This is a genomic window from Sphaerisporangium sp. NPDC005288 (genome assembly GCF_040607475.1).
GTDB lineage: Bacteria > Actinomycetota > Actinomycetes > Streptosporangiales > Streptosporangiaceae > Sphaerisporangium > Sphaerisporangium rhizosphaerae.
The window spans coordinates 50,013-72,799 of the sequence record NZ_JBEXGT010000008.1; the positions used below are offsets into that span (position 1 = coordinate 50,013).

Below are 22,787 nucleotides of genomic sequence, written 5' to 3' on the forward strand. Positions count from 1 at the left end.
GGTCAGGAGGCCGAGAACTCGGAGAGGTTGTCCTTGGTGGCGATCTTCACCGGCACGTCGAGGGTGGCCGGCAGCTTCTCGCCGCCGGCGGCCTTGACGGCGTTCTGGACGGCCTGCTGACCGAGCAACGCGGGCTGCTGGGCGACGCTGGCGGCCAGGGTGCCGTCCTGGATCGCCTTGAGACCGTCGGGGGTGCCGTCGAAGCCGACGACCTTGACCTGCTTGCCGGCCTTGGCGCCGAGGGCCTTGATGGCGCCGAGGGCCATCTCGTCGTTCTCGGCGAAGACGCCGGTGATGTCCGGGTGGGACTGGAGCAGGTTGGTCATGACGTCCAGGCCCTTGGTCCGGTCGAAGTCGGCCGGCTGCTGGGCGACGACCTGGATGCCGGCGTAGGCCTTGACGCCGTCGGTGAAGCCCTGCCCGCGGTCGCGCGCGGCGGAGGTGCCCGCGACGCCCTGCAGGACGACGACCTTGCCCTTCTCGCCCAGTTGCTCAGCCAGCTCCTTGGCCGCGAGCTTGCCCCCGGCCACGTTGTCGGAGGCGACCGTCTGGGCGACCTGGGCGTTGTTGACGCCGCGGTCGACGGCGAGGATCGGGATGCTGGAACGTTCCGCCAGCTTGACGGCGGGCGCGGCGGCGTCGGAGTCCACCGGGTTGAGGATGATCGCCTTCATGCTCTGGCTGGTGAAGTTCTGCACCTGGTTGACCTGCTGGGACGCGTCGTTCTGCGCGTCGGTGACGGTCAGGGTGGCGCCGAGCTTCTTGGCCTCGGCCTCGGCTCCGTCGCGCAACTGCACGAAGTAGGGGTTGTTGAGCGTGGAGATCGACATCCCGATCTTCACGCCTGAGCCGCCTGAGCCGCCGGAACCCCCGGAGGAGGCGCCTCCGGAGGAGCCGGAACCGCAGGCGGCGAGCCCGAGGGTGAGCGCCGCGCCGGCCAGGACAAGGGCGGGGATTCGCATGATGGTCTACCTCGTTGGTGTCGCGGTGGTTCGGAAGGTCGGGGACAGAGGGCATGGACGGTCTGGGCGGGCGGTGCGGCCGCCCGGCCGCCCGGCCGCCGCCGCGGGCGTATGGCGGGGCGGCGACGGTGGCGCGGCGCCGGGGCGGTGACGGTGGCGCGGCGCCGGGGCGTTCAGCCGGAGCCGCGGCGGCGGAGGGTGTCGACCAGCACCGCCAGCGCGATCACCACACCGATGACGACCTGCTGCCAGAAGGCCGAGACCGACAGCAGGTTCAGGCCGTTGCGCAGCACGGCCAGGATCAGCGCGCCGACGAGGGTGCCGAGCGCCCGGCCCTTGCCGCCGGACAGGCTCGCCCCGCCGATGACGACGGCGGCGATGGCGTCCAGCTCGTAGCCCGACGCCGCCTGCGGCTGCGCGGAGGCCAGGCGGCTGGCCAGGACGATGCCGGCGATCGCGGCGAACGCCCCGGACAGGGCGTAGGTGATCAGCTTCTGCCGGTCCACCTTGATGCCGGACAGCCGGGCGGCCTCCTCGTTGCCGCCGATGGCGTACATCGCGCGCCCGGCGTACGTGCGGTTCAGCACGACCGCCGTGACCACGCCCATGAGGGCCATGACCAGCACCGGGACCGGCAGGTACCCGCCGAGCGTGTCGCCGAGACGGGAGACGGCGTCGGGCATCGCGATCGGGCTGCCCTGCGAGACGACCAGCGCCAGCCCCCGCGCCACGCCCAGCATGGCCAGCGTGGCGATGAACGGGGGCAGCCGGCCGTAGGCGATCAGCGCGGCGTTGACCAGCCCGCAGGCCAGGCCGACGACCAGCGCGACCACCGCCGCCACCGGCCAGGGAAGCCCGGCGGAGGTGGCCGTCCAGGCCAGCGTGATCGCCGACAGCGCCGCCACCGCGCCGACGGACAGGTCGATGCCGCCGGTGATGATGACGAACGTCGCGCCGAACGCCAGGATCGCGGTGACCGCCGCCTGCACGCCCACGTTGAGCAGGTTCGTCACGGTCAGGAAGTCGCCGGACATCAGCGACAGCGCGACCGCGAGCACGACCAGCGCGACGACCGGGCCGTTCTCGGCGAGCAGCCCGCGCAGCGCGGGGCGCCGGGTGAGCACGTCAGTGGACACGAGCATCCTCCACCTCGGTGACGGCCAGGGCCATCACCGAGTCCTGTGTCGCCTCGGCCGCGTCGAGCTCGCCGACGAGCCTGCCTCTGGCCATGACCAGCACGCGGTCGCTCATCCCGAGGATCTCCGGCAGGTCGCTGGAGATCATGAGGACCGCGTGCCCGGAGGCGGTGAGGGAATTGATCAACTGGTAGATCTCGACCTTGGCCCCGACGTCGATGCCGCGCGTCGGCTCGTCCAGGATGAGCACGCGGGCGTCGGCGAGCAGCCACTTGCCGATCACGATCTTCTGCTGGTTGCCGCCCGAGAGCGTGCGGACCTCCTGGCCGAGATGGCTCATCCGCACGCCGAGCCGCGCCGCGACCTGGCCGGCCGCGGCCCGCTGCCCGGAGCGGTCGACGAACCCGCCGCGGGTCGCGCGGCGGAGGGTGACCAGGCCCAGGTTCTCCGCGACGTCCGCGCCGAGGACCAGCCCCTGGCCTTTGCGGTCCTCGGGGACCAGGCCGAGCCCGGCCTCCATCGCGGCGTGCACGTCGCCGCGGGGGAGCGGGCGGCCGTCCATCAGCACCTCGCCCGAGTCGTAGCGGTCGGCGCCGAACACGGCCCGCGCCACCTCGGTGCGGCCGGCGCCGACCAGGCCCGCCAGGCCCACGACCTCCCCCGCCCGCACCTCGAAGGAGACGTCGGTGAAGGCGCCGGCCCTGGTCAGGCCGTTGATCCGTAGGAGGGGCGGCCCCGCGTCGGCGGCCTGCCTCGGGTACTGCTGGTCGATGGGCCGGCCCACCATGAGCCGGACCAGCTCCTCCTGCGGCGTCGTCGCCGGCACCTCGCCGACCGAGCGCCCGTCCCGCAGCACGGTCACCCGGTCGCCGACCTGCCCGATCTCCTCAAGGTGGTGGGTGATGAACACCACCGCCACCCCCTGGTCGCGCAGTTGACGGACGATGGTGAACAGCCGCTGGACCTCGGTGGTCGTCAGCACGGCGGTCGGCTCGTCCATGATCAGGACGCGGGCGTCCAGCGCCAGCGCCTTGGCGATCTCGACCATCTGCATGCGGGCGATGCCCAGGTCGGCGACCTTCGTGCGCGGGTCGACCTCGACGCCGACCCGCGCCAGCAGCCCGCGGGCCTGCTCGTGCATCCGCCGGGTGTCGACCAGGCCGAACCGGCGTGGCGGCCGTCCGAGGGCGAGGTTCTCCCCGACGGTGAGCTGGGGGACGAGGTTGAACTCCTGGTAGATGGTGGCGATGCCGAGCCGCCGGGCGTCGGCCGCCGAACGGATCTCGACCGGCGCGCCGTCCACCAGGATGCGGCCGGAGTCGGGGTGGTAGGCCCCGGAGAGCATCTTGATCAGCGTGCTCTTGCCGGCGCCGTTCTCGCCCAGCAGGACGTGCACCTCTCCCGCGCGCAGCACGAGGTCGACGCCGTCCAGGGCCACCACGCCCGGGAACCGCTTGCCCAGGCCCTCGACCCGCAGGACCTCCCGCGCGTCCGTGCGGCCCGCCCCCCGCTCGCTCATGCCGTTCCCCTTCCGACGACCGCGTCCGGTGTGTCCCCGTGCCCGTCCGGTCTGACCTCGTGCCCGTCCGGTGTGTCCGGGTGCCCGTCCGGTGTGCGGTCGTGCCCGTCCGGGGGACGTGCGTGCGGTCGGGCTTCGCCGCAGGACTCGCGGACGACGAGGTGGGCGGGGAGCACCACCGAGTCGGCGCGCCTTCCCCCCAGGATGTCCAGCAGCACGCGCACCGCGCCGCGGCCCAGCTCCGCCGTCGGCTGGCTGATCGCGGTGACCGGCGGGTCGGTGTGACTGAACCACGGCACGTCGTCGAACGACGCCAGCCCGATGTCGCCGGGTATCCGAAGCCCCCGCTTCCGGATCTCGTCCAGCGCACCGAGTGCCATGAGGTTGTCGCCCAGGAAGATGACCTCGGGCGGCTCGGGAAGGTCCAGCAACGCGGCGGTGAGCGCCTGCCCGCTGCCGGCCCGGAAGTCGCCGACCCGGACGTACTCCGGGGGCACCTCTAGCCCGGTCTCGGCCGCCGCCATGAGGAACGCCCTTGTCCGCTCACGGCCGGTGGACAGCGTGCCGGGCCCCGAGATGAAGGCGACCCGCCGGTGGCCGAGGGCGCGCAGGTGGCCGGCCAGCCGTCTGATCGCCTCGGTCCCGTCCGCGCGCACCGAGGGGACGTCCAGGCCGGGAAGGGTCCGGTCTAGGAAGACCAGCGGCCGCCCGCCGCGCGCGACCTCCTCGATGAGCGGCGTGACCTCGGCGGTCGGGCAGATGAGCAGCCCGTCCACCCGCTGCTCCAGCAGGGTGCGCACGTAGTGGTCCTGCTGGTCGGCCCGCTCGTCGGCGTTGCCGATGACCACGGTGTATCCGGCCTCCCGCGCCCCGTCCTCGACGGCCCGCGCCAATTCGGTGAAGAACGGGTTGAGGATGTCGCCGATGATCAGCCCGAGCGTCCGGGTCGCCTCGGTGCGCAGGGAGCGCGCCACGGCGTTCGGCACGTAGTTCAGGGCCGTCATCGCGGCGTACACCCGGCTCCTGGTCTCCTCGGTGACGGACGGGCTGTCGTTCAGCACGCGGGAGACCGTGGCGACGGAGACGCCGGCCTGCGCGGCGACATCCTTGATCCGGGCCATCGGTCCTCCATGTAATCGATTTCATGAGGGTATGTAATCGATTACATGGCTGTAAACCGGACATCTCGTGACCTGTGTCACATCATCCGACCCCGGAAACGGGTGAAAGACCCGCATTGCGGCTCCGGGTGGCCGCCGGTGACAATGGATCCGGCACCGAGGAGGTCACCGATGGGCCAGGACGACGACGCGCCCGCGGAGCGCTTCACCGACGAGGAGTACGCCTTCCTGCGCTTCGTCAGGTTCGGGCAGCTGCCCGAGCGGATCCTGCCGAGCCAGATGGTGGAAGAGATCAAGACCGACCTTCCGCAGGACGTCCCGGAGCGTGCCTTCGACGCCCGCAAATGGGGCGAGGCCGGCGGCCTCTGAGCCCGCCCTCTCGCCAGGCTGGCCGCTCGGATCGGGCCGCAAGCGCGGTAGCATCTCCGCCACGAACGCGATCAACGGCTAGGAGTGCCACATGCGCAAGATCGTGCTCTACCATCTGATGTCGCTGGACGGGATCGCCTTCGAGGACGGCGACTGGATGGCCGACGACGGCCCCCAGCTCATCGCCTACCTCGACCGGGTCATCTCCACCCAGGACGAGGTCCTGCTGGGACGCGGGACCTACGACTACTGGGCCGGTTACTGGCCCACGTCGGACTTCCAGCCCTTCGCCGACTTCATCAACGGCACCCGCAAGCACGTCGTCACCTCCAGCCCGCTCACTCAGGAGTGGGCGAACTCCACCCCGGTCACCACCCCGGTGCGCGACTACGTGACCGCCCTCAAGCAGGGATCCGGCGGTGACATCGGCGTCCACGGCAGCATCGACCTGGCGCGCTCCCTGCTGCAGGCCGGGCTCGTCGACGAGTTGCGACTGGTCGTCGCACCGGCGGTGGTGGGGCACGGCAGGCGGGTGTTCGAGGGCGACGACGTACAGTCGTGGACGCTGCTCGACGTCGAACGGGGCAAGAACGGCACGCTGTTCCTGGACTACAGCCGCTGAACCATGCGCAGCGCCTGATGGATATCGCCGGGCGGAGCGACCCCGGGTCGTCCTGGCGGAGGCGGGCGTGGCGACCGGCGGACGCCCGCCTCCCCGAGGCCGGCGGGTCGGCTGTCGCGGGTCACCTGTCCGGGGCGTCGATGACGCGCTTCCAGCCGGGGCCGAGGGCGGCGGCGTAGGCGGCGCGCTCGTGGACGAGCCCCGACCAGCTCTCGGGCCGTTCGGCCACTGCAAGGCAGTCGCTACCGTGCAGGCCCCACACCTCGGCCTCCAGCCAGCACAGCCGCCGGTACTTGCCCGGCGCGGTCACCTGGGAGCCGAAGTCCCATCCCACCGCCGAGACCGCCTTGCCGGAGAACTGCCGCGCGGCCCGTTCGACGTACGCGCGCCGGGTGACCGTCTCAGGGTGCAGGAAGGACAGGTCGAAGCCGTTCAGGCCGAGGCCGAAGGCGGCCAGTCCGAACAGGAACGTCGGACGCACGCCCCTGGCCGCGCAGTACGCGGCGATCCGCCGCGCCCCGCGCAGCGCCCCGGCGTAGGACAGGACGTACAGCCGCTTCAGCGCGTGCGTCTCCAGGTAGCGGCCGACGGCGGCGATGACGGTGGCCCCGGAGGCGACGGTGTCGGCGATCAGCAGCGTGTCGGCGGGCGCCTCGATCTGCGCGTAGGGCACCTCGACGTGCGCCGACGCGCCCGACACGGCCACGCGCGAGGTGGCGACCAGGTTCAGCGGCAGATTGTGCCCGCTCTGCCGCAGGACCGCGTCCCCGAGCTGGTACACCAGCCCCTTGCTCAGGATCACCAGCTCGGCCGTCCTGGCCGGGTCGTACTCGTCGGCGAGGTGGCCGGCGAAGTGACGGCTGGACGCCAGGCAGGCGCGCCGGAATCCGGCCCCGATGAGGTTGCGGTCGAAGAGCATGCGTTCGAGCGCCTCGTTGCGCACGACGTAGAGCCGGGAGCCGTGCGTCCCGGTCTCGATCAGTTCCGCGGTGCTGCCTTCGGTGTCGAGCACCATGGGGCCTCCTTCGGGTCGTCCAGGATCCGGGCCGGCCCTCAGGTGGTGCCGGTCATCCCGGGGTTCGGTCGAGCAGCCGCAGCGCCTCCAGCATCGGGACGTCCCCGTGGAGGACGTTGTGGCGGTATTCGCTGATCGCCCCGCCGAGCCAGCCGGGCACGTCGCCCGTCGCGGGCACGCCACCGGCCTCCACCAGCGCCGCGAGGGCCTCGCCGGCGCGCAGGAAGTCCTCGACGACGGCCGCCGACAGCGCGGCGACGTGCGGATGGACATAGTCGTGGACGGTCGCTCCCCGATATTCGAGCAGGTCGGCCCGGTACTTGGAGTTCGGCGGCGCGACGGTGACGACGGGCGTGCCGAAGGCCGCCGCGGCGGCCATCTCGACGCCGATGCCCAGGCCCCGCCTCTCGCGCGCGTCCACCACGACCGCTGTCGCGATCATGACCTGGTACATGTCACGGCCGAACTGCCCGAGGGTGTTGCCCGGGTCGGTGATCGGGTCGTCGGGGTTGAGGAAGACGACCTCGTGCGGCGCGGCTCCCTTGGCGACCTCCATCCTCTCCGTGTCGGACCACGTGAGCTTCCCGCGGTCGCGAGAACCCTTGGTGATCGAACCGGAGCAGTACACCGAGACCTTCACTGGTGCTTTCCCTCGCCCTGATCGCACCGCCCGCGGCGCTCACCCGCCCCGGACGCCCGGCCCGCGGCCGGTCCGGCGCGGGATACCGGGAGCGGTCAGCCGAGCGTGCGGGCCATCCGATCCACCACGGCCGCCACGTTGGACAGCGCGTCCCCACAGGTGACGGCGGGACCGAAGCGCCGCGACCTCCCGGCGCCGATGACCGCGAGCCTGAAGGCGTCCGCCGAGCCGTTCCCGAACAGCATCGAGGTCATCATGCCGAACTCAGGGCTGGATCTCAGAAGAACGAGCTCCTTCCAGGTCGCCGTGCGGTGCACGAAGTGATCCACGCGCAGCCATCGGAGCGCGAGATCGAGGCGGCGGGAGGACAGCACCCGCCCTTTCATCTCCTCCGTCTCGCCGAGCCGGCACGAGAGCGGCCCGATCGGCAGGTCCATGAGAACGGCGGTGTCCAGGTCGCGGACATAGCAGCGCAGGTAGGCGGCTGACAGGAACAGTGCCAGCAGGCTCCCGGCGTCCCCCGGCACCGGCGCGGGCAGTGTCCTGGCGACGAAGCGGGCGACGAAGGCCTGCCCCTCCAGCCGGTCGGGCGACTTCGCCAGGATGTTCGCGACCCTGCCGTGCGGGCGGCGCCATGCGCGCGCCATCGCGTGCACGACGCCGGTCAGGTCGCCTCCGGGGGCCAGCGCCCGCACCCACAGCTCGGTGATGCCGGCGGCCGTCGGTCTGCCGAAGCGCGGGTACCACATGGGCTCCGGCGCCGAACGCAACCGGGGCGGCGGCGCCGAGTACGGGTTGCGCTCGTCGTGGCGGTACTCGCGGGCCTTGAGGTCGCGGTAGGCGGTCAGCTCCGGCGTGGGCGAGGTGTGCCGGACCAGTCCTTCGCGGACCAGCGGCGCCATCCGCTCCAGGAACACCGCGAACCATGGCAGTTCGAACATGTACGAGGAGGGGAAGATGAGGTAGGCGTCGGTCAGCAGGACGGCCAGGCGCGTCGTGCGCAGTGCCTGTTCGAGGATGCGCCCGGTGTCGTGCCCGGTGGCGTCCCGGCCCTGGCAGGCCAGGATCTCCGGGTTGACGTAGTGCATGAACAGCGACCGTTCCCGCCGATAGACGCCCCTTTCATCCCCTTCGCGGCCCTCGTACATCGTCCCGTCGTACGTCGTCCCGACCCCGTCGTACGTCGTCCCGCGTTGGCCGGATGCCGCCCCGCGGCCGTCGCGCGCGGCGCGCCCGGGGGCACGGGAGACCCCCGGCCGCGCCGGCGCGAGGGCCCCGGACGGCCCCGGCGGTTCGCGCACGACGGTCACGTGCATGTCGCGTCCGGCCGTGTACGCGTCGCGCCGGGCCGCCACCCGCTGGACGCGGTCACCGTTCATCGTCGTCCGCGCCCGGGGGCACGTTCTGGTCGCGGCCGGCGGTGTAGGCGTCCCGCCCGGCGGTGATCCGCTGCACCACGGTGAAGGAGTCGCGCCCGGCGAGGTGCAGGTCGCGCACGAGCTCCTGGACCTCGGGGGCGGCCTCCCCGTGCTCGGCCAGGAAGTCCGCGAGCAGGCCCGCCCAGCGGCGGCCCTCCTCTTCGGCGACCGGCGTGAGGACCACGGGGGACTCCCGCAGGCGCCGTTCGCTGCTCTCGAGCTCGCGCACCAGGTCGGGGGCGCGGGCGGCGGCGTGGTGGCCGAAGATCTTCCCCAGGCGCGCCTTGGTCGCCTCCCAGGTGTCACGGGTCATGGCCTGGACCAGAGCCGCTCCCGCGGCGGCGGCGAGGCCGGCCAGGGCGGGATCCATCGCTTGAACTCCTCTGCGTGCGACGCGTTCCCCACTGGACGGCTGATGCCAGGCCAGTATGCAGCGCCCCGCGGAGTTTTTCCACGCATCGTGGCATTTCGCATGAATGTTTACTGAGTAAGGAACCGACAATCATGTCAACGACGAGTTATGGACATCGGTCGGCCCTGGCGAGGGCGGCGGGAGTGTTTCCGTGGACGGCGCCGAGCCCCAGGTGGGGACCCGTTCCGCTGGTCGCCGGGCCGTCGGACGCTATATCTCGATCGACGGGCGCCAATCGCCGAGGTGCGTGCGGACGGTCCGTTCGGCGGCCTGCGCGGGCGTCAGCTGGGGCCGGTTCTCCGGGACGGGAATCGCGGCGCCAGGGCCGAAATTGCGATATTCGGCGAATCGCGCGTCCTGCCAGTGATAGCCGGAGCTCATGTCCACATAGGGGGTGGCCGGATCGATGCCGGGCCCGATCCGGGTCTCGCGGACGGTCAGCATCGGAACGGCGGTCGGGTCGCTGCCGGGCCGCCAGGGGCGGGCCAGGCCGTAGGAGGCGTCGGGGACCGCGCCGTTGATCGCGCACCTGGCCGCGAGGAACCCGTGCGGGTTCGCCGCGGCCGTGCTGGGCGCGAAGACGTACCCGTAGGGCCGGAACGTCACCTCCCGGGGCAGGATCTCCAGTGCGCACCGGTCGAAGACGGCGGTGGCCCGGCCGAAGACGAAGTCGACGTCGCCCTCGATGTGGCAGTGGCGGTAGTACTGCCGGGCGAAGGCGGCCAGGCCGACGGTGTCGGCGTACAGGGTGTCCTGGTGGCCGAGGAAGCGGCACCCGTCGAACACCGACCGGTCGCCCATGACCTTCGCCGCCACCGCCTGCGTCGCCGTGACCTCCGGGTGGTCGGCGCGCAGCCAGTCGTTGGCGAAGGTGAGGCGCAGCGCCGTGAACCCGTCGGCCTGGACCGTGGTCGTGGCGCTCCCGCTGGTGCCGTAGGTGCCTCCGTCCGGCTTGGGGGTGCCGGAGGCGTTGCCGTACACGATCGTGACGTCGCGGGGGTCGCCGGTGGCGCCGACGAAGGCGAGGCCGGTCTTGGCCCGGGCCACCGTCACCGTCTCCCGGTAGGTCCCCGCGGCGATGACCAGAGTCCAGCCGCGCTCGGGGCCGTCCGGGGTCGCGTCGACGGCGGCCTGGACGGTGGTGTGGTCGCCCCGCCCCTGCGCGTCCACGTACAGCGTGCGCTCGTGCAGCCGGTGGGCCGGGGAGCCATGGCGCCCGAACGGACGGGTGCGCGCGCCCGAGGCGGCCGCGTCGTTCGTGGCCGAGCCCTGCGTGGCCGGGTCCTGGACGCCGGGGGCCTCGGTGTCGGGGCCGGATGTGCCGGCGAGGGCGGCCGCCGGGGCGAGCAGGACGCCGGCGGCGACGGCCATGCCGCCGGCCAGCACCTGACGCCGCGCGAAGGATCCTGGGGATGACGACATGGCCTCTCCTCGTACACACATGTGAACGGCTTCCATGTATGAGAACACCTGAAAGCTAAGGAGCCACCATGGCCCTGTCAATACCGGCGCACACCCCGGCGAAGCCGTCACGGAGCTCAACGGCTACCCGTAAGATCCTTTACAGATCCTCGGCCTGTCATGAGCCGAGTTGATCGTCGATCGGGGGATTCGCATGCTCACGCGCAGAGACACGCTACGGCTGCTCGCGGGGGCCGCCACGGTGGGAGCCGCGTCGCGGGCGCTGCCGGCCGTCGCCGGGACGAGCGGCAGGGCCGCCGCCCAGGTGTGGAAGGTCACCGGTAAGAGCGCCTCAAGCCTGGCGTCCTTCGACAACACGCTCAAGGCGTTCATGCAGGCGCGCGGCATCCCGCACGCCTCGCTCGCCGTCGTGCGCAAGGGCAGGCTCGTGCTGGCCCGCGGCTACAACTGGACCGAGAACACCACCGCCCTCGCCCAGCCGACCTCGCTGTTCCGCGTCGCCAGCCTCAGCAAGCCGGTCACGTCGGCCGCCGTGATGAAGCTCGTGCAGGACGGCAAGCTGAGCCTGACCGCGAAGGTCGCGCCGCTGCTCGGGCTGAGCACCGCCGCCGACGCCCGGCTCGCGAGCGTCACCGTGCTTCACCTGCTGCAGCACCTTGGCGGCTGGGACCGCGCCGTCACCCCCGACCCGATGTTCGCCGACCGCGCCGTCGCCGCGGCGGTCGGCGGGACGCTGCCCGTCACCCAGGCACAGATCATCAAGTACGTGAGCGGACGCCGGATGGACTTCGCCCCGGGCACGAAGTACGCCTACTCCAACTACGGGTACCTGCTCCTGCAGAAGGTCATCGAGAAGGTCTCCGGGCAGGCGTACGCCACCTACGTGCAGCAGAAGATCCTCGCGCCGATCAAGATCGGCCGGATGGTGCTCGGCAGGTCGGCGAAGTCCCTGCGGCGCTCCACCGAGGTGCCGTACTTCTCCACCAAGCCCGGCTCGACGGTGCTGGACACCACCGGCGCGCTCGTCCAGGCCCCGTACGGCGGCTTCAACCTGGAGAACATGGCCGGCCACGGCGGCTGGCTCTCCTCGGCCGTCGACCTGGCCAGGTTCACCCGCCTCTACGACGCCGCCGGGGTGCTCACCTCGGCCTCCATCACCAAGACGTTCGCCAAGCCCGCCACCGGCGTCAACGCCGACGGCTGGTACTACGGGCTCGGCTGGATGGTGCGCCCGGTCACCGGCGGCACCGGCAGGAACACCTGGCACGACGGATCGCTCCCCGGCACCTCCACCCTCATGGTGCGCAGGAACGACGGCCTGAGCTGGGTCGTGCTCTTCGACCAGCGCGACGACCCTTCCGGCCTCGGGTACGGCGACATCGACGCCCTGCTGCACAAGGCCGCCAACGCCGTGACCACCTGGCCCACCACCGACCTGTTCCCTGCCTACTCCCTCTGACTCCCTCTCACTCCCTCTGACGGCCGTGCCGGCTGACGGCGGGTTCATGCTTGGTGCGGGACGGCGCCGGCCGGGGCCTCAGACGCTGAGGCGGTGGTGGGTCAGGAGGGCGGGGAGAGGAGTGCCGAGGGCCCATTCGGCGAGGTCGCCGCGGTCGACCATCGCCAGGGCCGCGGCCTGGCCCTCGCGGAGGGCGGGCGGGGTGAACCCGCTGGAGGTGACCAGGACGCCGGTGTGACCGGCGAAGGTGTGGGCGAGAGCGTCGAGGAACTCGCGGACGTGCGGAGCGCCGAGATTGCCGGTCCAGCGTTTGCACTGCACGGCGAACGGGCGGCCGTCCGGGGCGGTGGCCAGGATGTCCACCCCGCCGTCCCCGGCCTTGCCCACCACGCGGACCTTGCGGAAGCCGTCCCGCCGCAGCAGCTCGGCCACCAGGTGCTCGAACCGCTCGCCGCTCATGCGGTCGATGGCCTCCAGGCGGGCGTTGGCCTGGAGGTAGTGGTCGCGATGGCGGCGCGCCCGGCGGGCCGCCAGGAAGGCCACCCCCAGCAGGACGGCCCCGGCGGCGAGGGTGGCGATCAGCAGCCCCGGCCATGACGCCCGCACGAACTTCACCGTCGCGTTGACCAGGGGGACCGCCGCCACCAGCCCCGCGACCGCCCACATGATGCCCTCACCGCCGGAGCCGCGCCCTCCGCGCCGGGCGGGCCGTCGTCGCGCCATCGGGAACCTCCTCGGAAGTCAGGTGGTCTCACCGACGAGTGTGAACGCCGCCACCGACAATTCCGGGCCCGCTCAACGGCGCGGGCGGGCGGTCATTGGGTGGCGGCGGTGCGCAGGGCCTGGAACTGGGCCAGCAGTGCCCGGTCGCCGGACAGGCGGACGGCGTCGCCGCCGCCGCGGTTCCACAGCCACAGCAGCAGCGGCTCGGCCTCGCCGCTCACCAGGGCGTCGCCGTCGAAGCCGGTGGCGGCGTCCCGCACTTCCACCTCGCCCGGGACGGCCCGCAGGGTCCAGGCATGGTGGCCGGTGGCGATCGACAGCGGCCGGGAGTCGGGCGCGTCGAGCAGCGTGCCGAACTCGTCCTTCCAGCGGGTGCTCCCGTACCCCACGAAGAGCTTCAGCACCTCGTCCACTCCGTCGAAGGCCAGGTCGCCGGCGATGGGAGAGAGGCCGCCCCCGGCGGCGAGCTCGGCGTCGATGCGGTGGATGACGGTCTCCTGGGCCATGCGGCGGATCCAGAACCCGACCGTCTGGTCGGGCTCGTGCCAGGTGGCCGCCGGGTCGGCGGGCGTGTGCTCCGCGAAGATGGTGGTCAGCCGCTCGTAGTACCGGTCGAGCGCGGTGACCGGGTCCGCGGGGATGGCCTCGGGCCAGTCGTCGGGGAACGCGCCGAGCCGGATGCACTCGACCTTGTGCAGATAGACCTTGGCGACATGCTCCACCAGATCGGCCACGGTCCAGTCGGGGCAGGACGGCACGGGGGCCGTGGGGTCGGTGGCGACGACGGCGGCACGCAGGAGCGAGAAGTTCTCCGCGAGATGCTGGAGAAGACGGGAGGATTCCATGCCCCCATCGAACCAGCCCACCTGACTTCCGCGCTCACCCATTTCCCCGCCCCCTCCCGACTCGGCGGATCAGAGAGGTCCTTCCTGCCCACTCGTAAGTCAGGGAGGACCTGCCTTCCGATCGGTGGGTCAGGGAAGTTCCTTCCCCTCCCGGTAGGTGGGTCAGGGACGTGCCTGCCGTTCGTCGTGGGCGCGGATGAGGAACTTGGGGACGACCATGCGCCAGGCGTCGGTGACCAGCTCGCGCATCTCGTCGTGGCCGAGGGCCGACAGCCGGGCGCGGACCCATTGGTAGCGCTCGTCGGACGGCAGGGGCATGAGAAACTTCTCCGGCTCGGAGGCGACCAGGGCGGCGCGCTCCTCCTTCGGGAACCCGAACCCCATCAGCGTCTCGTCGGGGGAGATCGAGGCGTAGACGATGCCCCGCACCCGGAACTTCACGTGGTCACGGACCAGCGCCTCCTCGGTGCGGGCGAGCGACATCGCCACCCGCCGCACGTCCTCGACCGTGATCGTCCGCTCGTCTTCAATGGTCACGGTCGGCACGGTAACCGCCCCCACCGACATTCCGCCGGGGCGCCCAGAACTGCCTGCCGATGAGCTGCGGGGATCCGGGCCGAACGCCTGGCGGTCAGCAGAAAAGAGACCTCGCCGGGCCGATCGGCCGGCCCGGCGAGGGTGGTGCCCGAAGATCTTCGTAGTGGGATCAGGTACGGGTCCAGCGCTGGTTGGCGCCGCCGTTGCAGTCCCAGATGGCGAGCTTGGTGCCGTTTGCGGTGGCGTTGTTGGGCACGTCCAGGCACCTGTTGGCGCCGACGGCGGTGATGGTGCCGTCGGAGTTGAACCGCCACTTCTGGTTGTTCTGCCCGTTGCAGTCCCAGATGATCACGGTGGAGCCGTTGGCCGTGCCGCCGCCGTTCACGTCCAGGCACTTGTTGCCGTACACCCGCAGCTCACTCGCGCTGGTCGTGGTCCACTGCTGGTTGGCCTGCCCGTTGCAGTCGGAGATCTGCGCCTGCGCGCCGTTGGCCTGCGAGCCGCCGGTCACGTCCACGCACCGGCCCGATCCGACGCCACGGATGGCGCCCGCGCCACCTGCGGTGGGAGTGGGGGTCGGGGTCGGGGAGACCGTGGGCGAGGGAGAGGGCGACGGGCCGCCGGACTGGAACTGCGTGAAGAACTTCCACACCTCTGCCGGGGTCCAGCTCTTCCAGCCGCCGCAGGTGCAGCCGTCGATCGGACCCGGGTCGTGGCCTCCGTCGAACGCCGCCCAGGCGACCGGATACCCGGCCCGGCACCCGGAGTAGTACGTGACGACGTGCGTCAAGCTGCCCTGTGCCGGCTCGGGCGGGTTCTGCGCGGTGCAGCCGTTGTTCCTGACGAACGTGTCCCGCAGCGACCGTCCCGTGGCGATGGACAGCGTGCCGTCGCGGAGTCCGTGGACACCTATGTACGCGACGGGCTGGGTGCCGCCGCTGCACCCGCTGAGCTGTCCGCCGGAGTAGACCGCGACCGCGCGGAAGACCGTCGGCCGGGCGCAGGCCAGCGCGTACGTCATCGAGCCGCCGTAGCTGAACCCCGCGGAGAAGACCTGCGAGGTGTCGACGCACAGGCCGGCCTCGATCTGGCTCAGCATGTTGTCGACGAAGGTCACGTCCTGGCCGCCGGAGTTGCCCCAGCCGTTGCCGATGCCCTGTGGCGCGACGAAGATCGTGCTGTTGTTCGCGGCGTCCGCCAGTCGCCTCAGGCCGTAGTACGACCAGTTGTACCCGTCGGTTCCGCCGGAGTCGACGTCGTTGGCCGTGCCGCCCACCCAGTGGAATCCGAAGATCAACCGGTATTGGCGGTTGTTGTCGTAGGAGGGCGGGACCCGCAGGATGTAGCTGCGGTTCTGGCCGCCGCTGCTGATCGTGTGCGAGCCGCTCGCCAGCGTGGGGGCCTTGCCGCATCCGCTGGTCGGCGCGGCCGCGGCCGACGCGCTCTCGCGGATGCTGCTGAGCGCCGCCTGACCCGTGGCCAGGACCAGCAGTGCCGCGACGGCGACCGCCCCGAAGATGGATCTGTGTCTCAACATGGGGCGGTCCCCTCGGCGAGGGACGGGGGAGAGAAAATCATCATTTCTCCTTGATCAGGGGGTGAGACATCGGCCGGCAGGCATGGCCGGCCGTTGATCCGGCACCTTCCGGGTGAACGCGGCGGCGCCGGATCCCGGCGGAAGGGGATGCGTCCCGGGGCCCTCACCGCGGCCGGACCGCGTTTCGAGGGTCGAGCGTCCGGAGCGTGTCGAACCGTTTCGCATTCTCTTCGCGCTGGTGTGAGGTGACGCACAGCGGAGCACATCCGACGATGACGGGACCTGTCAACGACGCCCCGTCTCGTCGCGATGCGCTCCTCACTTGTCTCTTGCCTTGACCAGGTAAGACGTATGACCACATTTGACACATGTAGTGAAATTTTCACCGGAACGGTTCGCGCGTTCGATGACGTGGCGCCAGGCCATTTTCCGCCTGCCCCGGCCGGGCACGGGCGCTGCCGGCATGGGCGCTCGAATCAGATCGGTTCCTCGTCGGACGGGCACCTGCTCGGCCGGTGCCAGGCAGGGACGGAGATGGGGCGCCGTGGTCAGGTCGTCCGGGCCGGCGCGGGCTCGATGACCGCGACGACGCGCTCCTCGTCTCGCGGGTACGGCCGCCCGATGTACTTGTCGGCCAGCCGGTCGATGATCGTCCAGGCCGCGTCGCCCTCCAGCCACTCGACGACGCGGCCGCGGATGATGACCGGCCGGAACGGGTCGTCCTGCGGCGTCAGGGAGAGCGCGACCCGCGGGTCGCGGCGAAGGTTCCGGGCCTTGCGGGAGCCCGGGCCGGTCATGATCACGACGTGGTCGCCGTGCGTGCCGACCCAGAGGGGGACGGAGTGGGGCGCGCCGTCGGGCAGGACGCTGGCGAGGTGGGCGATCGAGGTGCCGTCGAGCACGCGGCGCACTTCGGGTCGAGCATCGTGGTCATCTCCTGGCGGGGGTCATGGGCGGGCTGGTGGCAGTGGTCGCCGGTGGGCGACGTGAGGTTGCCGGTGGCGAGGGTCATCGCTCGATCGCGTAGTGCAGGTGGGTGACCCCGGACGCCGGGACGGCTTCGATGAGGCGGAGCCGCACGTGCTCGGGCAGCGCCTGGAAGAAGGGCCGGCCGCCGCCGAGCAGGACCGGCACCTGGTGGAGGACCACCTCGTCGATGAGCCCCGCCTTCAACGCCGCGGTCACGACCCCTCCGCCCATGAGGAAGACGTCCCGGCCGCCGGCGGCCGCGCGGGCCGCGGCGACCGCGTCCTCGATGCCGGTCGTGACCAGGGTCTGCCGCTCGGTCATCTCCGGCGCCGGCCGGTGGCTGAGGATGAACGGCCGGGCCGTCGGGTGGGGTCCGCCGCCTCCGAAGTGGTCGGAGTCCTCGTAGGTGTTGCGGCCCGCCACGAGCGCGCCGACGCGCCCGGCGAGGGCGTCGAACAGGCGCGCGCTGGGCCCGCTCAGCTTGAACCCGTCGAACACCTGGCTGGGGGTGTCGCCGTCGAAGTACCAGTCGAAGAGCATCGTCCCGTCGCCCAGGCCGCGCCCCGCGCCCGGCTCGCGACCGGTGATGTACCCGTCGACCGACACCGCGTGGGCGCTGATGACCTTGCTCATCCGCGTGATCCTTCCTGGAGTATCTTGAAGAGACTCCATGACCGTAGCAGGCGACGTTCCCTAAGGGAACTCTGATTGCTATGCTGATTCCATGCAGCGCACGGACTTCAGCAGAATGGCGTGCTCGATCGCGCGCACGCTCGACGTCATCGGAGAGCCCTGGTCGCCGCTGGTGCTGCGTGACATCTGGGTCGGCCTCACCCGGTTCGAGCAGCTCCAGGCCGACCTCGGAATCTCACGCAAGGTCCTCACCGAGCGGCTGAACCACCTGGTCGAGCATGGAGTGATCGAGCGCCGTCCCTACGACCGGCGACCCCGCTACGAGTACGTCCTGACCCAGAAGGGCACCGAGCTGGTGGACCTGCTCATGGTCATGACCGGCTGGGGAGACAAATGGCTCGCCGGCGAAGCCGGCCCCCCGGTGCTCTACCGCCACCACGCCTGCGGCGAGGTCAGCGCGGTCGACCTGCGCTGCACCCACTGCGGCGAACCGATGCACGCCCCCGACGTCGACCCCCTCCCAGGCCCCGGCGCAGCCACGTGACCCTGTTCGGCAGCGGTCAGTCGTGGGTGGGTGGGTGGGCGCGGCATCGGTCGCCGGCGGCGGGGGCGAGGGGTGGGGTTCGCCTCCTCGCCGCCGGACCTGTTCGTCAGAAAATGGTGCGGGTGAGGAGGAGGGCGACGTCGTCGTACTGGCGGGGGAGGGCGGCGATGATGGATTCGCAGGTGGACTCGAGGGTGGGGCCGGGGGAGGCGAGGGCGCGCCGGAGGGTGGCGATGCCGGTGTCGATGTCCTGCTCACGGCTTTCGACCAGGCCGTCGGTGTAGAGGGCCAGGGTGCTGCCGGGCGGCATCGGCACCTGGGTGGTGGTGAAGGCGCGGGCGAAGGCGGGGTCGCCGAGGCCGAGCGCCAGCCCCGCCGGGAGGTCGAGCACGGAGGCCGTGCCGTCGGGGCTCACCAGGATGGGCGGCGGGTGGCCGGCGCAGGCGAGCGAGCAGGTGTGGGTGGCGAGGTCGACGATGGCGTAGAGGCACGTCGCGCACTGGATGGCATCCATGTCCTCGGCCATGTGGTCCAGCCGGCGCAGCACCGCGTCCGGGGGCTGGTCGGTGCCGGCGAGGGCGCGAACGGCGGCGCGCAGCTGACCCATCGCGCCGGCGGCCACGGCGCCGTGCCCCATGGCGTCCCCGACGACCAGGGCGATGCGGGTGTCCGACAACGGGATGACGTCGTACCAGTCGCCGCCCGCCCGCATGGCGCTCGCCGGGAGGTAGCGGTGGGCGACCTCCAGGCCGTGCGGTGCGGTGAGCGTGCGCGGCGCGAGGTTGTCCTGCAGGGCCTGCGCGGTGCGCCGCTCGCGGGTGTAGAGCCGGGCGTTGTCGATGGAGATGGCCGCCCGGACGGCGAGGTCTTCGGCGAGCGCCTTGTCGTGCTCGTCGAAGCGGCTGCGGTCGGGGAAGCGCGACAGGGCGATGAAGCCGAGGACCATGCCCCGGGCGGTCAGCGGCACGGTGAGGAAGGAGGACATCTCGAGGTAGCGCAGGGCGGGTTCGCCGAGGACGCCGATGATGCGGTCGAGGTAGTCGATCTCCAGGTCGGCCGCCGAGGAGAACACCGGCGCGTTCGCCGTCATGCACCGGGAGGCCGGATGGCGGGCGCTGTAGCCGACGACCTCGTCGACGGGGAAGGCGGCGTGCCACTTGACCTCGTCGGTCTGGCGGGCGCCGAGCTTGAGGGCCAGGCGGCGGACGCGCATCGACCCGTCGGGGGCGCGCTCGGGGTGTTCCTCGTCTCTGAGCAGGCCCTCGATGACGTAGAGGGTGGCGGTGTCGGCGACGCGCGGCACGGCGAACGCCGTGAAATCCTCGGCGGCCTGCCGGGGGTCGAGGGTGGCGCTCATGTGGGTGCTCAGCTCGTCGAGGAGGGCGAGGCGCTCGCGGGCCGAGGCGTCGGCGCCGTCGTGCCGGGGCGGGGAGGCGTCCACGGCGGTGACCATGACCGCGCCCCAGGGACCGGGATGGGCCAGCGGCTCCCAGGTGAAGACGACGTCGTGGACGCGGCCGTCGGCGCATTCGGCGGACAGCACGTCGCACCAGCGCACGCCCGACGCGACCTGCCGCAGCGCCCGATGGACGGTCTCGCGGCGGGTGCCGCGCAACAGCAGGTCGCAGATGTCGTGGCTCATGGCCGTTTCGGGCGGGCGCCCGAACAGGCGCACCGCCCCTCCGCCCCACTGAGTGACGCGCCCGTCGGCGTCGAGCAGTATGGCGGCGCAGCCGGCCAGGTGCCGCACGCTCGGGCGCGGCCGGCGGACCTCGTCCGCAGGTGCCTCTGTTCTCGTCGCAGGCGCCATCGGACCCCCTGGGAAACGAATGGGACGTCGTGCCCGGCGCCGCGAGGAGGTGCGTCGACTCCTCCCCGTGCGGGTCTGCGGCTACCGTGAGTAAATTAGCACCTACCCTTGGTTTCCTTTCGCGAGAACTCCTCAAGCGATGGTCTGTGGCCTCGCCGGGACGACGGCGCGACAGCACGGCGCGGTCATCGTGGAACCAGCTCTGCACCGGGTGATCGTCCGCCGTGTGACCTGGTGATCAGCCATGAAGCGACGGTTGACGGCGGGTGAGGTCGCATGTCCGGCGGGCCGAGTGGCCGGTATCACACCGCGCCACGGGAATTGTGTTACCGCGTAGGAGGGTTGGGCCCACCGTGACGCTTGCCCTGCCTTTGACCTGGCCCATGCCGGAGGCCGACGGTTCCATGCGCGCGCGTCGCTGTTCGGGCTGAAGCGGCAGCCCCGCCCCTCGTCCCTTTTCTCCTGGTAACAACCATCTTCTATTCAGGATATAACCTACCTGTGATACATGTTTCTGGCCTGCGCAAGGTCTACGGCAACGGCGTCGTCGCCCTCGACGGGGTCGATCTCGACGTCCGCGAGGGTGAGATCTTCGGCGTGCTCGGACAGAGCGGGGCCGGGAAGAGCACCTTGCTGCGGTGTGTCAACCTGCTCGAACGCCCGACCGCCGGCACCGTCACGGTCGCCGGCCAGGAGCTGACCGCGCTCGGCCGCGCCGAGCTGCGCCGCGCCAGGCAGGGCATCGGCATGATCCACCAGCACTTCGCCCTGCTGTCGTCCCGCACGGTGGCGGCGAACGTCGCCTTCCCGCTTGAGGTCGCCGGCCTGCCCCGGGCGCGGCGCGCGGCACGCGTGCGTGAACTGCTCGAACTCGTCGGGCTGGAGGGCAAGGCGTCCGCCTACCCCGCGCAGCTCTCCGGCGGGCAGAAGCAGCGCGTCGGCATCGCCCGCGCGCTCGCCGCCGGGCCGAAGGTGCTGCTGTCGGACGAGGCCACCAGCGCGCTCGACCCCGGCACCACGCAGTCCATCCTCGCCCTGCTCAAGCGCCTCAACGCCGAGCTGGGGCTGACGATCCTGCTGATCACCCACGAGATGCACGTCATCAAGGGCGTCTGCGACTCGGTCGCGATCATGCGGGACGGCCGCGTCGCCGAGGCGGGCACGCTCGCCGACCTCGTCGCGCGTCCAGGGTCGCTGCTCACCCGCGAGATCTTCCCGCTGCCCGAGCCGGCGCCGCCGGGCACCGTCACCCTCACCTTCGCCGGTTCGGCGGACGAGCCGGTGATGTCGAGCCTGGTACGCGGATTCGACGTGGACGTCAACGTCCTGGGCGGCTCGCTGGAGGACCTCGGCGGGCGGCCGGTAGGGCGCCTCCGCGTCCGCATGGACGGCGGCGACCACGCCGGCGCCCTCGCCTACCTGCGTGAACGCGGCGTCATCGTCGAACAGGCGCCGCCGGGGGCCGAGGGGACCGTGCCGGTCCAGGCCAGGACGATCACGGAGGAGGCCCGGTGAACGGCGACGAACTGCTGCCCGCGCTGACGCAGGCGACCGGGGAGACGGTCCAGATGGTGTTCTGGTCCGCGCTGCTGACCCTGGTGCTCGGCCTGCCGCTGGGGGTCTTCCTCGTCACCACCGACCGCGGCGGCCTCACCCCCGCCCCCGCCGTGAAGGCCGTCCTCGGCGGGATCGTCAACGTCGGGCGTTCGCTGCCGTTCATCGTGCTGATGGTCGCGATCCTGCCGTTCACGCGCCTGGTCACCGGCACCACGATCGGGACGGTCGCCGCCATCGTGCCGCTCACGCTCGGAGCCGTGCCCTTCTACGCCCGGCTGGTCGAGACCGCCCTGCGCGGCGTCGAACGCGAGGTCGTCGAGGCCGCCCAGGCGATGGGCGCCGGCCGCGCGCGCGTGGTCGGCCGCGTCATGCTGCCCGAGGCGCTGCCCGGGCTGGTCGCCGGGCTCACCGTAACCGTCGTGGCGCTGATCGGCTACTCGGCGATGGCCGGGGCCATCGGAGGCGGAGGGCTCGGCGACCTGGCCATCAGGTACGGCTACCAGCGTTTCGACACCGCCGTGATGGTCGTCACGGTCGTGCTGCTCGTGGTGGTCGTGCAGGTCATCCAGAGCCTCGGCGACCTTCTGGCCCGCCGGCTGTCCCACCGATGAGACCTCCCGCCGCCGCGGACGAGCCCTCCGCCCGTCCGCAGGCCGCAGGACCAGACCCGCAGTTGAGCGCAAGGAGATATCAGATGCGTAAGTTGATCGGCGCCGTGGCGGCGGCCGCGCTCGCGTTGACGCTGGCGGCGTGCGGCGCGTCCGGAGAGGCCGCGCCAGCCGGAGGTTCGCCGGCCGCCGGCGACGGTGTGCTGAAGGTGGGCGTCAGCCCGGTTCCGCACGCCGAGATCCTGAAGTTCGTCAAGGACAAGCTGGCGCCCGCCGCCGGGCTGAAGCTGGACATCGTGGAGTTCACCGACTACGTGCAGCCGAACGTGCAGTTGCAGGAGGGACGGCTGGACGCCAACTACTTCCAGCACCGGCCCTACCTGGCGGACTTCCTGAAGTCCAAGGGCGGCGCCGAGCTGACCTTCGTCCAGGCCGTCCACCTGGAGCCGCTCGGCCTGTACTCGCGCAAGGTCAAGAGCGCCGGCGAGCTGGCCTCCGGCGCGACCGTCGCCGTGCCGAACGACGCCACCAACCTCGGGCGCTCGCTCAAGCTGCTGGAGGACAACGGGCTGATCAAGCTCAAGCCGGGCGCCGGCACCGCGGCCACCGAGCGGGACGTGGCGGACAACCCCAAGAACCTGCGGTTCAAGCCGCTGGAGGCCGCTCAGCTGCCGCGCTCGCTCGAGGACGTCGACGCGGCGGTGATCAACGGCAACTACGCGCTGGAGGCCGGGCTCAAGCCGGCCTCCGACGCCCTGGTGCTGGAGAAGGCCGACGACAACCCCTACGCCAACGGCCTGGTCGTCCTCAAGGGCCACGAGAGCGACCCGCGGGTCAAGAAGCTGGCCGGACTCCTGGCGGGCCCGGAGGTCGAGAAGTTCATCGAGGACACCTACCAGGGCTCGGTGATCTCGGCCACCACCTGACCG

Annotated in this window: 22 protein-coding genes and 1 pseudogene; 7 read left to right on the top strand and 16 right to left on the bottom strand. The window is 71.7% G+C overall.

Annotated features, from left to right (window positions below):
* Positions 1-2: 2 nt before the first annotated feature.
* The 4 genes and pseudogenes from ABZU32_RS10285 to ABZU32_RS10300 form a co-directional block, all read right to left on the bottom strand.
* Positions 3-962, bottom strand: coding sequence for a D-ribose ABC transporter substrate-binding protein (locus ABZU32_RS10285; RefSeq protein WP_354919837.1), 960 nt, complete (start codon positions 960-962; stop codon positions 3-5).
* Positions 963-1,147: 185 nt separating this feature from the next.
* Positions 1,148-2,104 (bottom strand): annotated as a pseudogene (locus ABZU32_RS10290) (ABC transporter permease); the annotation flags it as partial.
* Positions 2,088-3,617 (bottom strand): sugar ABC transporter ATP-binding protein, encoded by a 1,530-nt coding sequence (locus tag ABZU32_RS10295; RefSeq protein ID WP_354919840.1) that lies wholly within the window; start codon positions 3,615-3,617, stop codon positions 2,088-2,090. The gene ABZU32_RS10295 and the pseudogene ABZU32_RS10290, both read right to left, overlap by 17 nt.
* On the bottom strand, positions 3,614-4,738 hold the full coding sequence (locus ABZU32_RS10300; RefSeq protein ID WP_354919843.1) for a LacI family DNA-binding transcriptional regulator: 1,125 nt from the start codon (positions 4,736-4,738) through the stop codon (positions 3,614-3,616). The genes ABZU32_RS10295 and ABZU32_RS10300 overlap by 4 nt, the downstream gene beginning before the upstream one ends.
* Before the next feature lie 171 nt (positions 4,739-4,909).
* Here ABZU32_RS10300 and ABZU32_RS10305 point away from each other — a divergent pair, with 171 nt between their 5' ends.
* Positions 4,910-5,107 carry a hypothetical protein gene (locus tag ABZU32_RS10305; protein ID WP_354919846.1) on the top strand — a complete coding sequence of 66 codons (198 nt, stop codon included), beginning with the start codon at positions 4,910-4,912 and terminating at the stop codon, positions 5,105-5,107.
* A 91-nt stretch (positions 5,108-5,198) separates the two neighbouring features.
* A complete protein-coding gene (locus ABZU32_RS10310; RefSeq protein ID WP_354841016.1) occupies positions 5,199-5,729 on the top strand; it encodes a dihydrofolate reductase family protein in 531 nt (176 codons plus the stop codon).
* A 121-nt stretch (positions 5,730-5,850) separates the two neighbouring features.
* On the opposite strand, the gene ABZU32_RS10315 is transcribed toward ABZU32_RS10310, so the two are convergent.
* The 5 genes from ABZU32_RS10315 to ABZU32_RS10335 form a co-directional block, all read right to left on the bottom strand.
* Positions 5,851-6,744, bottom strand: a complete 894-nt coding sequence (locus ABZU32_RS10315) for a hypothetical protein (protein ID WP_354919849.1) — start codon at positions 6,742-6,744, stop codon at positions 5,851-5,853.
* 52 nt (positions 6,745-6,796) lie between these two features.
* Positions 6,797-7,384 (bottom strand): hypothetical protein, encoded by a 588-nt coding sequence (locus ABZU32_RS10320; RefSeq protein WP_354919851.1) that lies wholly within the window; start codon positions 7,382-7,384, stop codon positions 6,797-6,799.
* Between the two features lie 95 nt (positions 7,385-7,479).
* Positions 7,480-8,763 (bottom strand): hypothetical protein, encoded by a 1,284-nt coding sequence (locus ABZU32_RS10325; RefSeq protein WP_354919854.1) that lies wholly within the window; start codon positions 8,761-8,763, stop codon positions 7,480-7,482.
* The gene (locus ABZU32_RS10330) at positions 8,753-9,172 is read right to left on the bottom strand and encodes a hypothetical protein (RefSeq protein ID WP_354919857.1); all 420 of its coding nucleotides are present in this window, start codon (positions 9,170-9,172) and stop codon (positions 8,753-8,755) included. The genes ABZU32_RS10325 and ABZU32_RS10330 overlap by 11 nt, the downstream gene beginning before the upstream one ends.
* 252 nt (positions 9,173-9,424) lie before the next feature.
* The gene (locus ABZU32_RS10335) at positions 9,425-10,636 is read right to left on the bottom strand and encodes a pectinesterase family protein (RefSeq protein ID WP_354919860.1); all 1,212 of its coding nucleotides are present in this window, start codon (positions 10,634-10,636) and stop codon (positions 9,425-9,427) included.
* Between the two features lie 193 nt (positions 10,637-10,829).
* On the opposite strand from ABZU32_RS10335, the gene ABZU32_RS10340 reads away from it, so the two are divergent.
* On the top strand, positions 10,830-12,095 hold the full coding sequence (locus ABZU32_RS10340; protein WP_354919863.1) for a serine hydrolase domain-containing protein: 1,266 nt from the start codon (positions 10,830-10,832) through the stop codon (positions 12,093-12,095).
* A gap of 78 nt (positions 12,096-12,173) precedes the next feature.
* Here ABZU32_RS10340 and ABZU32_RS10345 read toward each other — a convergent pair whose 3' ends face one another.
* The 6 genes from ABZU32_RS10345 to ABZU32_RS10370 all read right to left on the bottom strand — a co-directional run bounded on the left by ABZU32_RS10345 (position 12,174) and on the right by ABZU32_RS10370 (position 17,339).
* Positions 12,174-12,818 (bottom strand): restriction endonuclease, encoded by a 645-nt coding sequence (locus tag ABZU32_RS10345; protein ID WP_354919865.1) that lies wholly within the window; start codon positions 12,816-12,818, stop codon positions 12,174-12,176.
* 92 nt (positions 12,819-12,910) lie between these two features.
* Positions 12,911-13,663 (bottom strand): maleylpyruvate isomerase family mycothiol-dependent enzyme, encoded by a 753-nt coding sequence (locus tag ABZU32_RS10350; RefSeq protein WP_354919867.1) that lies wholly within the window; start codon positions 13,661-13,663, stop codon positions 12,911-12,913.
* 162 nt (positions 13,664-13,825) lie between these two features.
* Positions 13,826-14,200, bottom strand: coding sequence for an MmcQ/YjbR family DNA-binding protein (locus ABZU32_RS10355; RefSeq protein WP_354919870.1), 375 nt, complete (start codon positions 14,198-14,200; stop codon positions 13,826-13,828).
* Between the two features lie 169 nt (positions 14,201-14,369).
* A complete protein-coding gene (locus ABZU32_RS10360) occupies positions 14,370-15,737 on the bottom strand; it encodes a lectin (protein WP_354919873.1) in 1,368 nt (455 codons plus the stop codon).
* A gap of 548 nt (positions 15,738-16,285) precedes the next feature.
* Positions 16,286-16,648, bottom strand: coding sequence for a PPOX class F420-dependent oxidoreductase (locus ABZU32_RS10365; protein ID WP_354919876.1), 363 nt, complete (start codon positions 16,646-16,648; stop codon positions 16,286-16,288).
* Between the two features lie 97 nt (positions 16,649-16,745).
* Complete coding sequence (locus tag ABZU32_RS10370; RefSeq protein ID WP_354919878.1) at positions 16,746-17,339, bottom strand: dihydrofolate reductase family protein; 594 nt, start codon at positions 17,337-17,339, stop codon at positions 16,746-16,748.
* A 91-nt stretch (positions 17,340-17,430) separates the two neighbouring features.
* Between ABZU32_RS10370 and ABZU32_RS10375 the strand changes: the two genes are divergently transcribed.
* Complete coding sequence (locus tag ABZU32_RS10375; protein ID WP_354841053.1) at positions 17,431-17,883, top strand: helix-turn-helix domain-containing protein; 453 nt, start codon at positions 17,431-17,433, stop codon at positions 17,881-17,883.
* Between the two features lie 106 nt (positions 17,884-17,989).
* Here the strand turns inward: ABZU32_RS10375 and ABZU32_RS10380 are convergent, their stop codons facing one another.
* Positions 17,990-19,693 (bottom strand): SpoIIE family protein phosphatase, encoded by a 1,704-nt coding sequence (locus ABZU32_RS10380; RefSeq protein WP_354919880.1) that lies wholly within the window; start codon positions 19,691-19,693, stop codon positions 17,990-17,992.
* A 501-nt stretch (positions 19,694-20,194) separates the two neighbouring features.
* On the opposite strand from ABZU32_RS10380, the gene ABZU32_RS10385 reads away from it, so the two are divergent.
* The 3 genes from ABZU32_RS10385 (at position 20,195) to ABZU32_RS10395 (ending at position 22,784) form a co-directional block, all read left to right on the top strand.
* On the top strand, positions 20,195-21,208 hold the full coding sequence (locus ABZU32_RS10385) for an ATP-binding cassette domain-containing protein (RefSeq protein WP_354919883.1): 1,014 nt from the start codon (positions 20,195-20,197) through the stop codon (positions 21,206-21,208).
* A gap of 53 nt (positions 21,209-21,261) precedes the next feature.
* Positions 21,262-21,861: a methionine ABC transporter permease gene (locus ABZU32_RS10390; RefSeq protein ID WP_354920210.1), complete on the top strand. Its 600-nt coding sequence runs from the start codon at positions 21,262-21,264 to the stop codon at positions 21,859-21,861.
* Positions 21,862-21,944: 83 nt separating this feature from the next.
* On the top strand, positions 21,945-22,784 hold the full coding sequence (locus ABZU32_RS10395; protein WP_354919886.1) for a MetQ/NlpA family ABC transporter substrate-binding protein: 840 nt from the start codon (positions 21,945-21,947) through the stop codon (positions 22,782-22,784).
* Positions 22,785-22,787 lie beyond the last annotated feature (3 nt).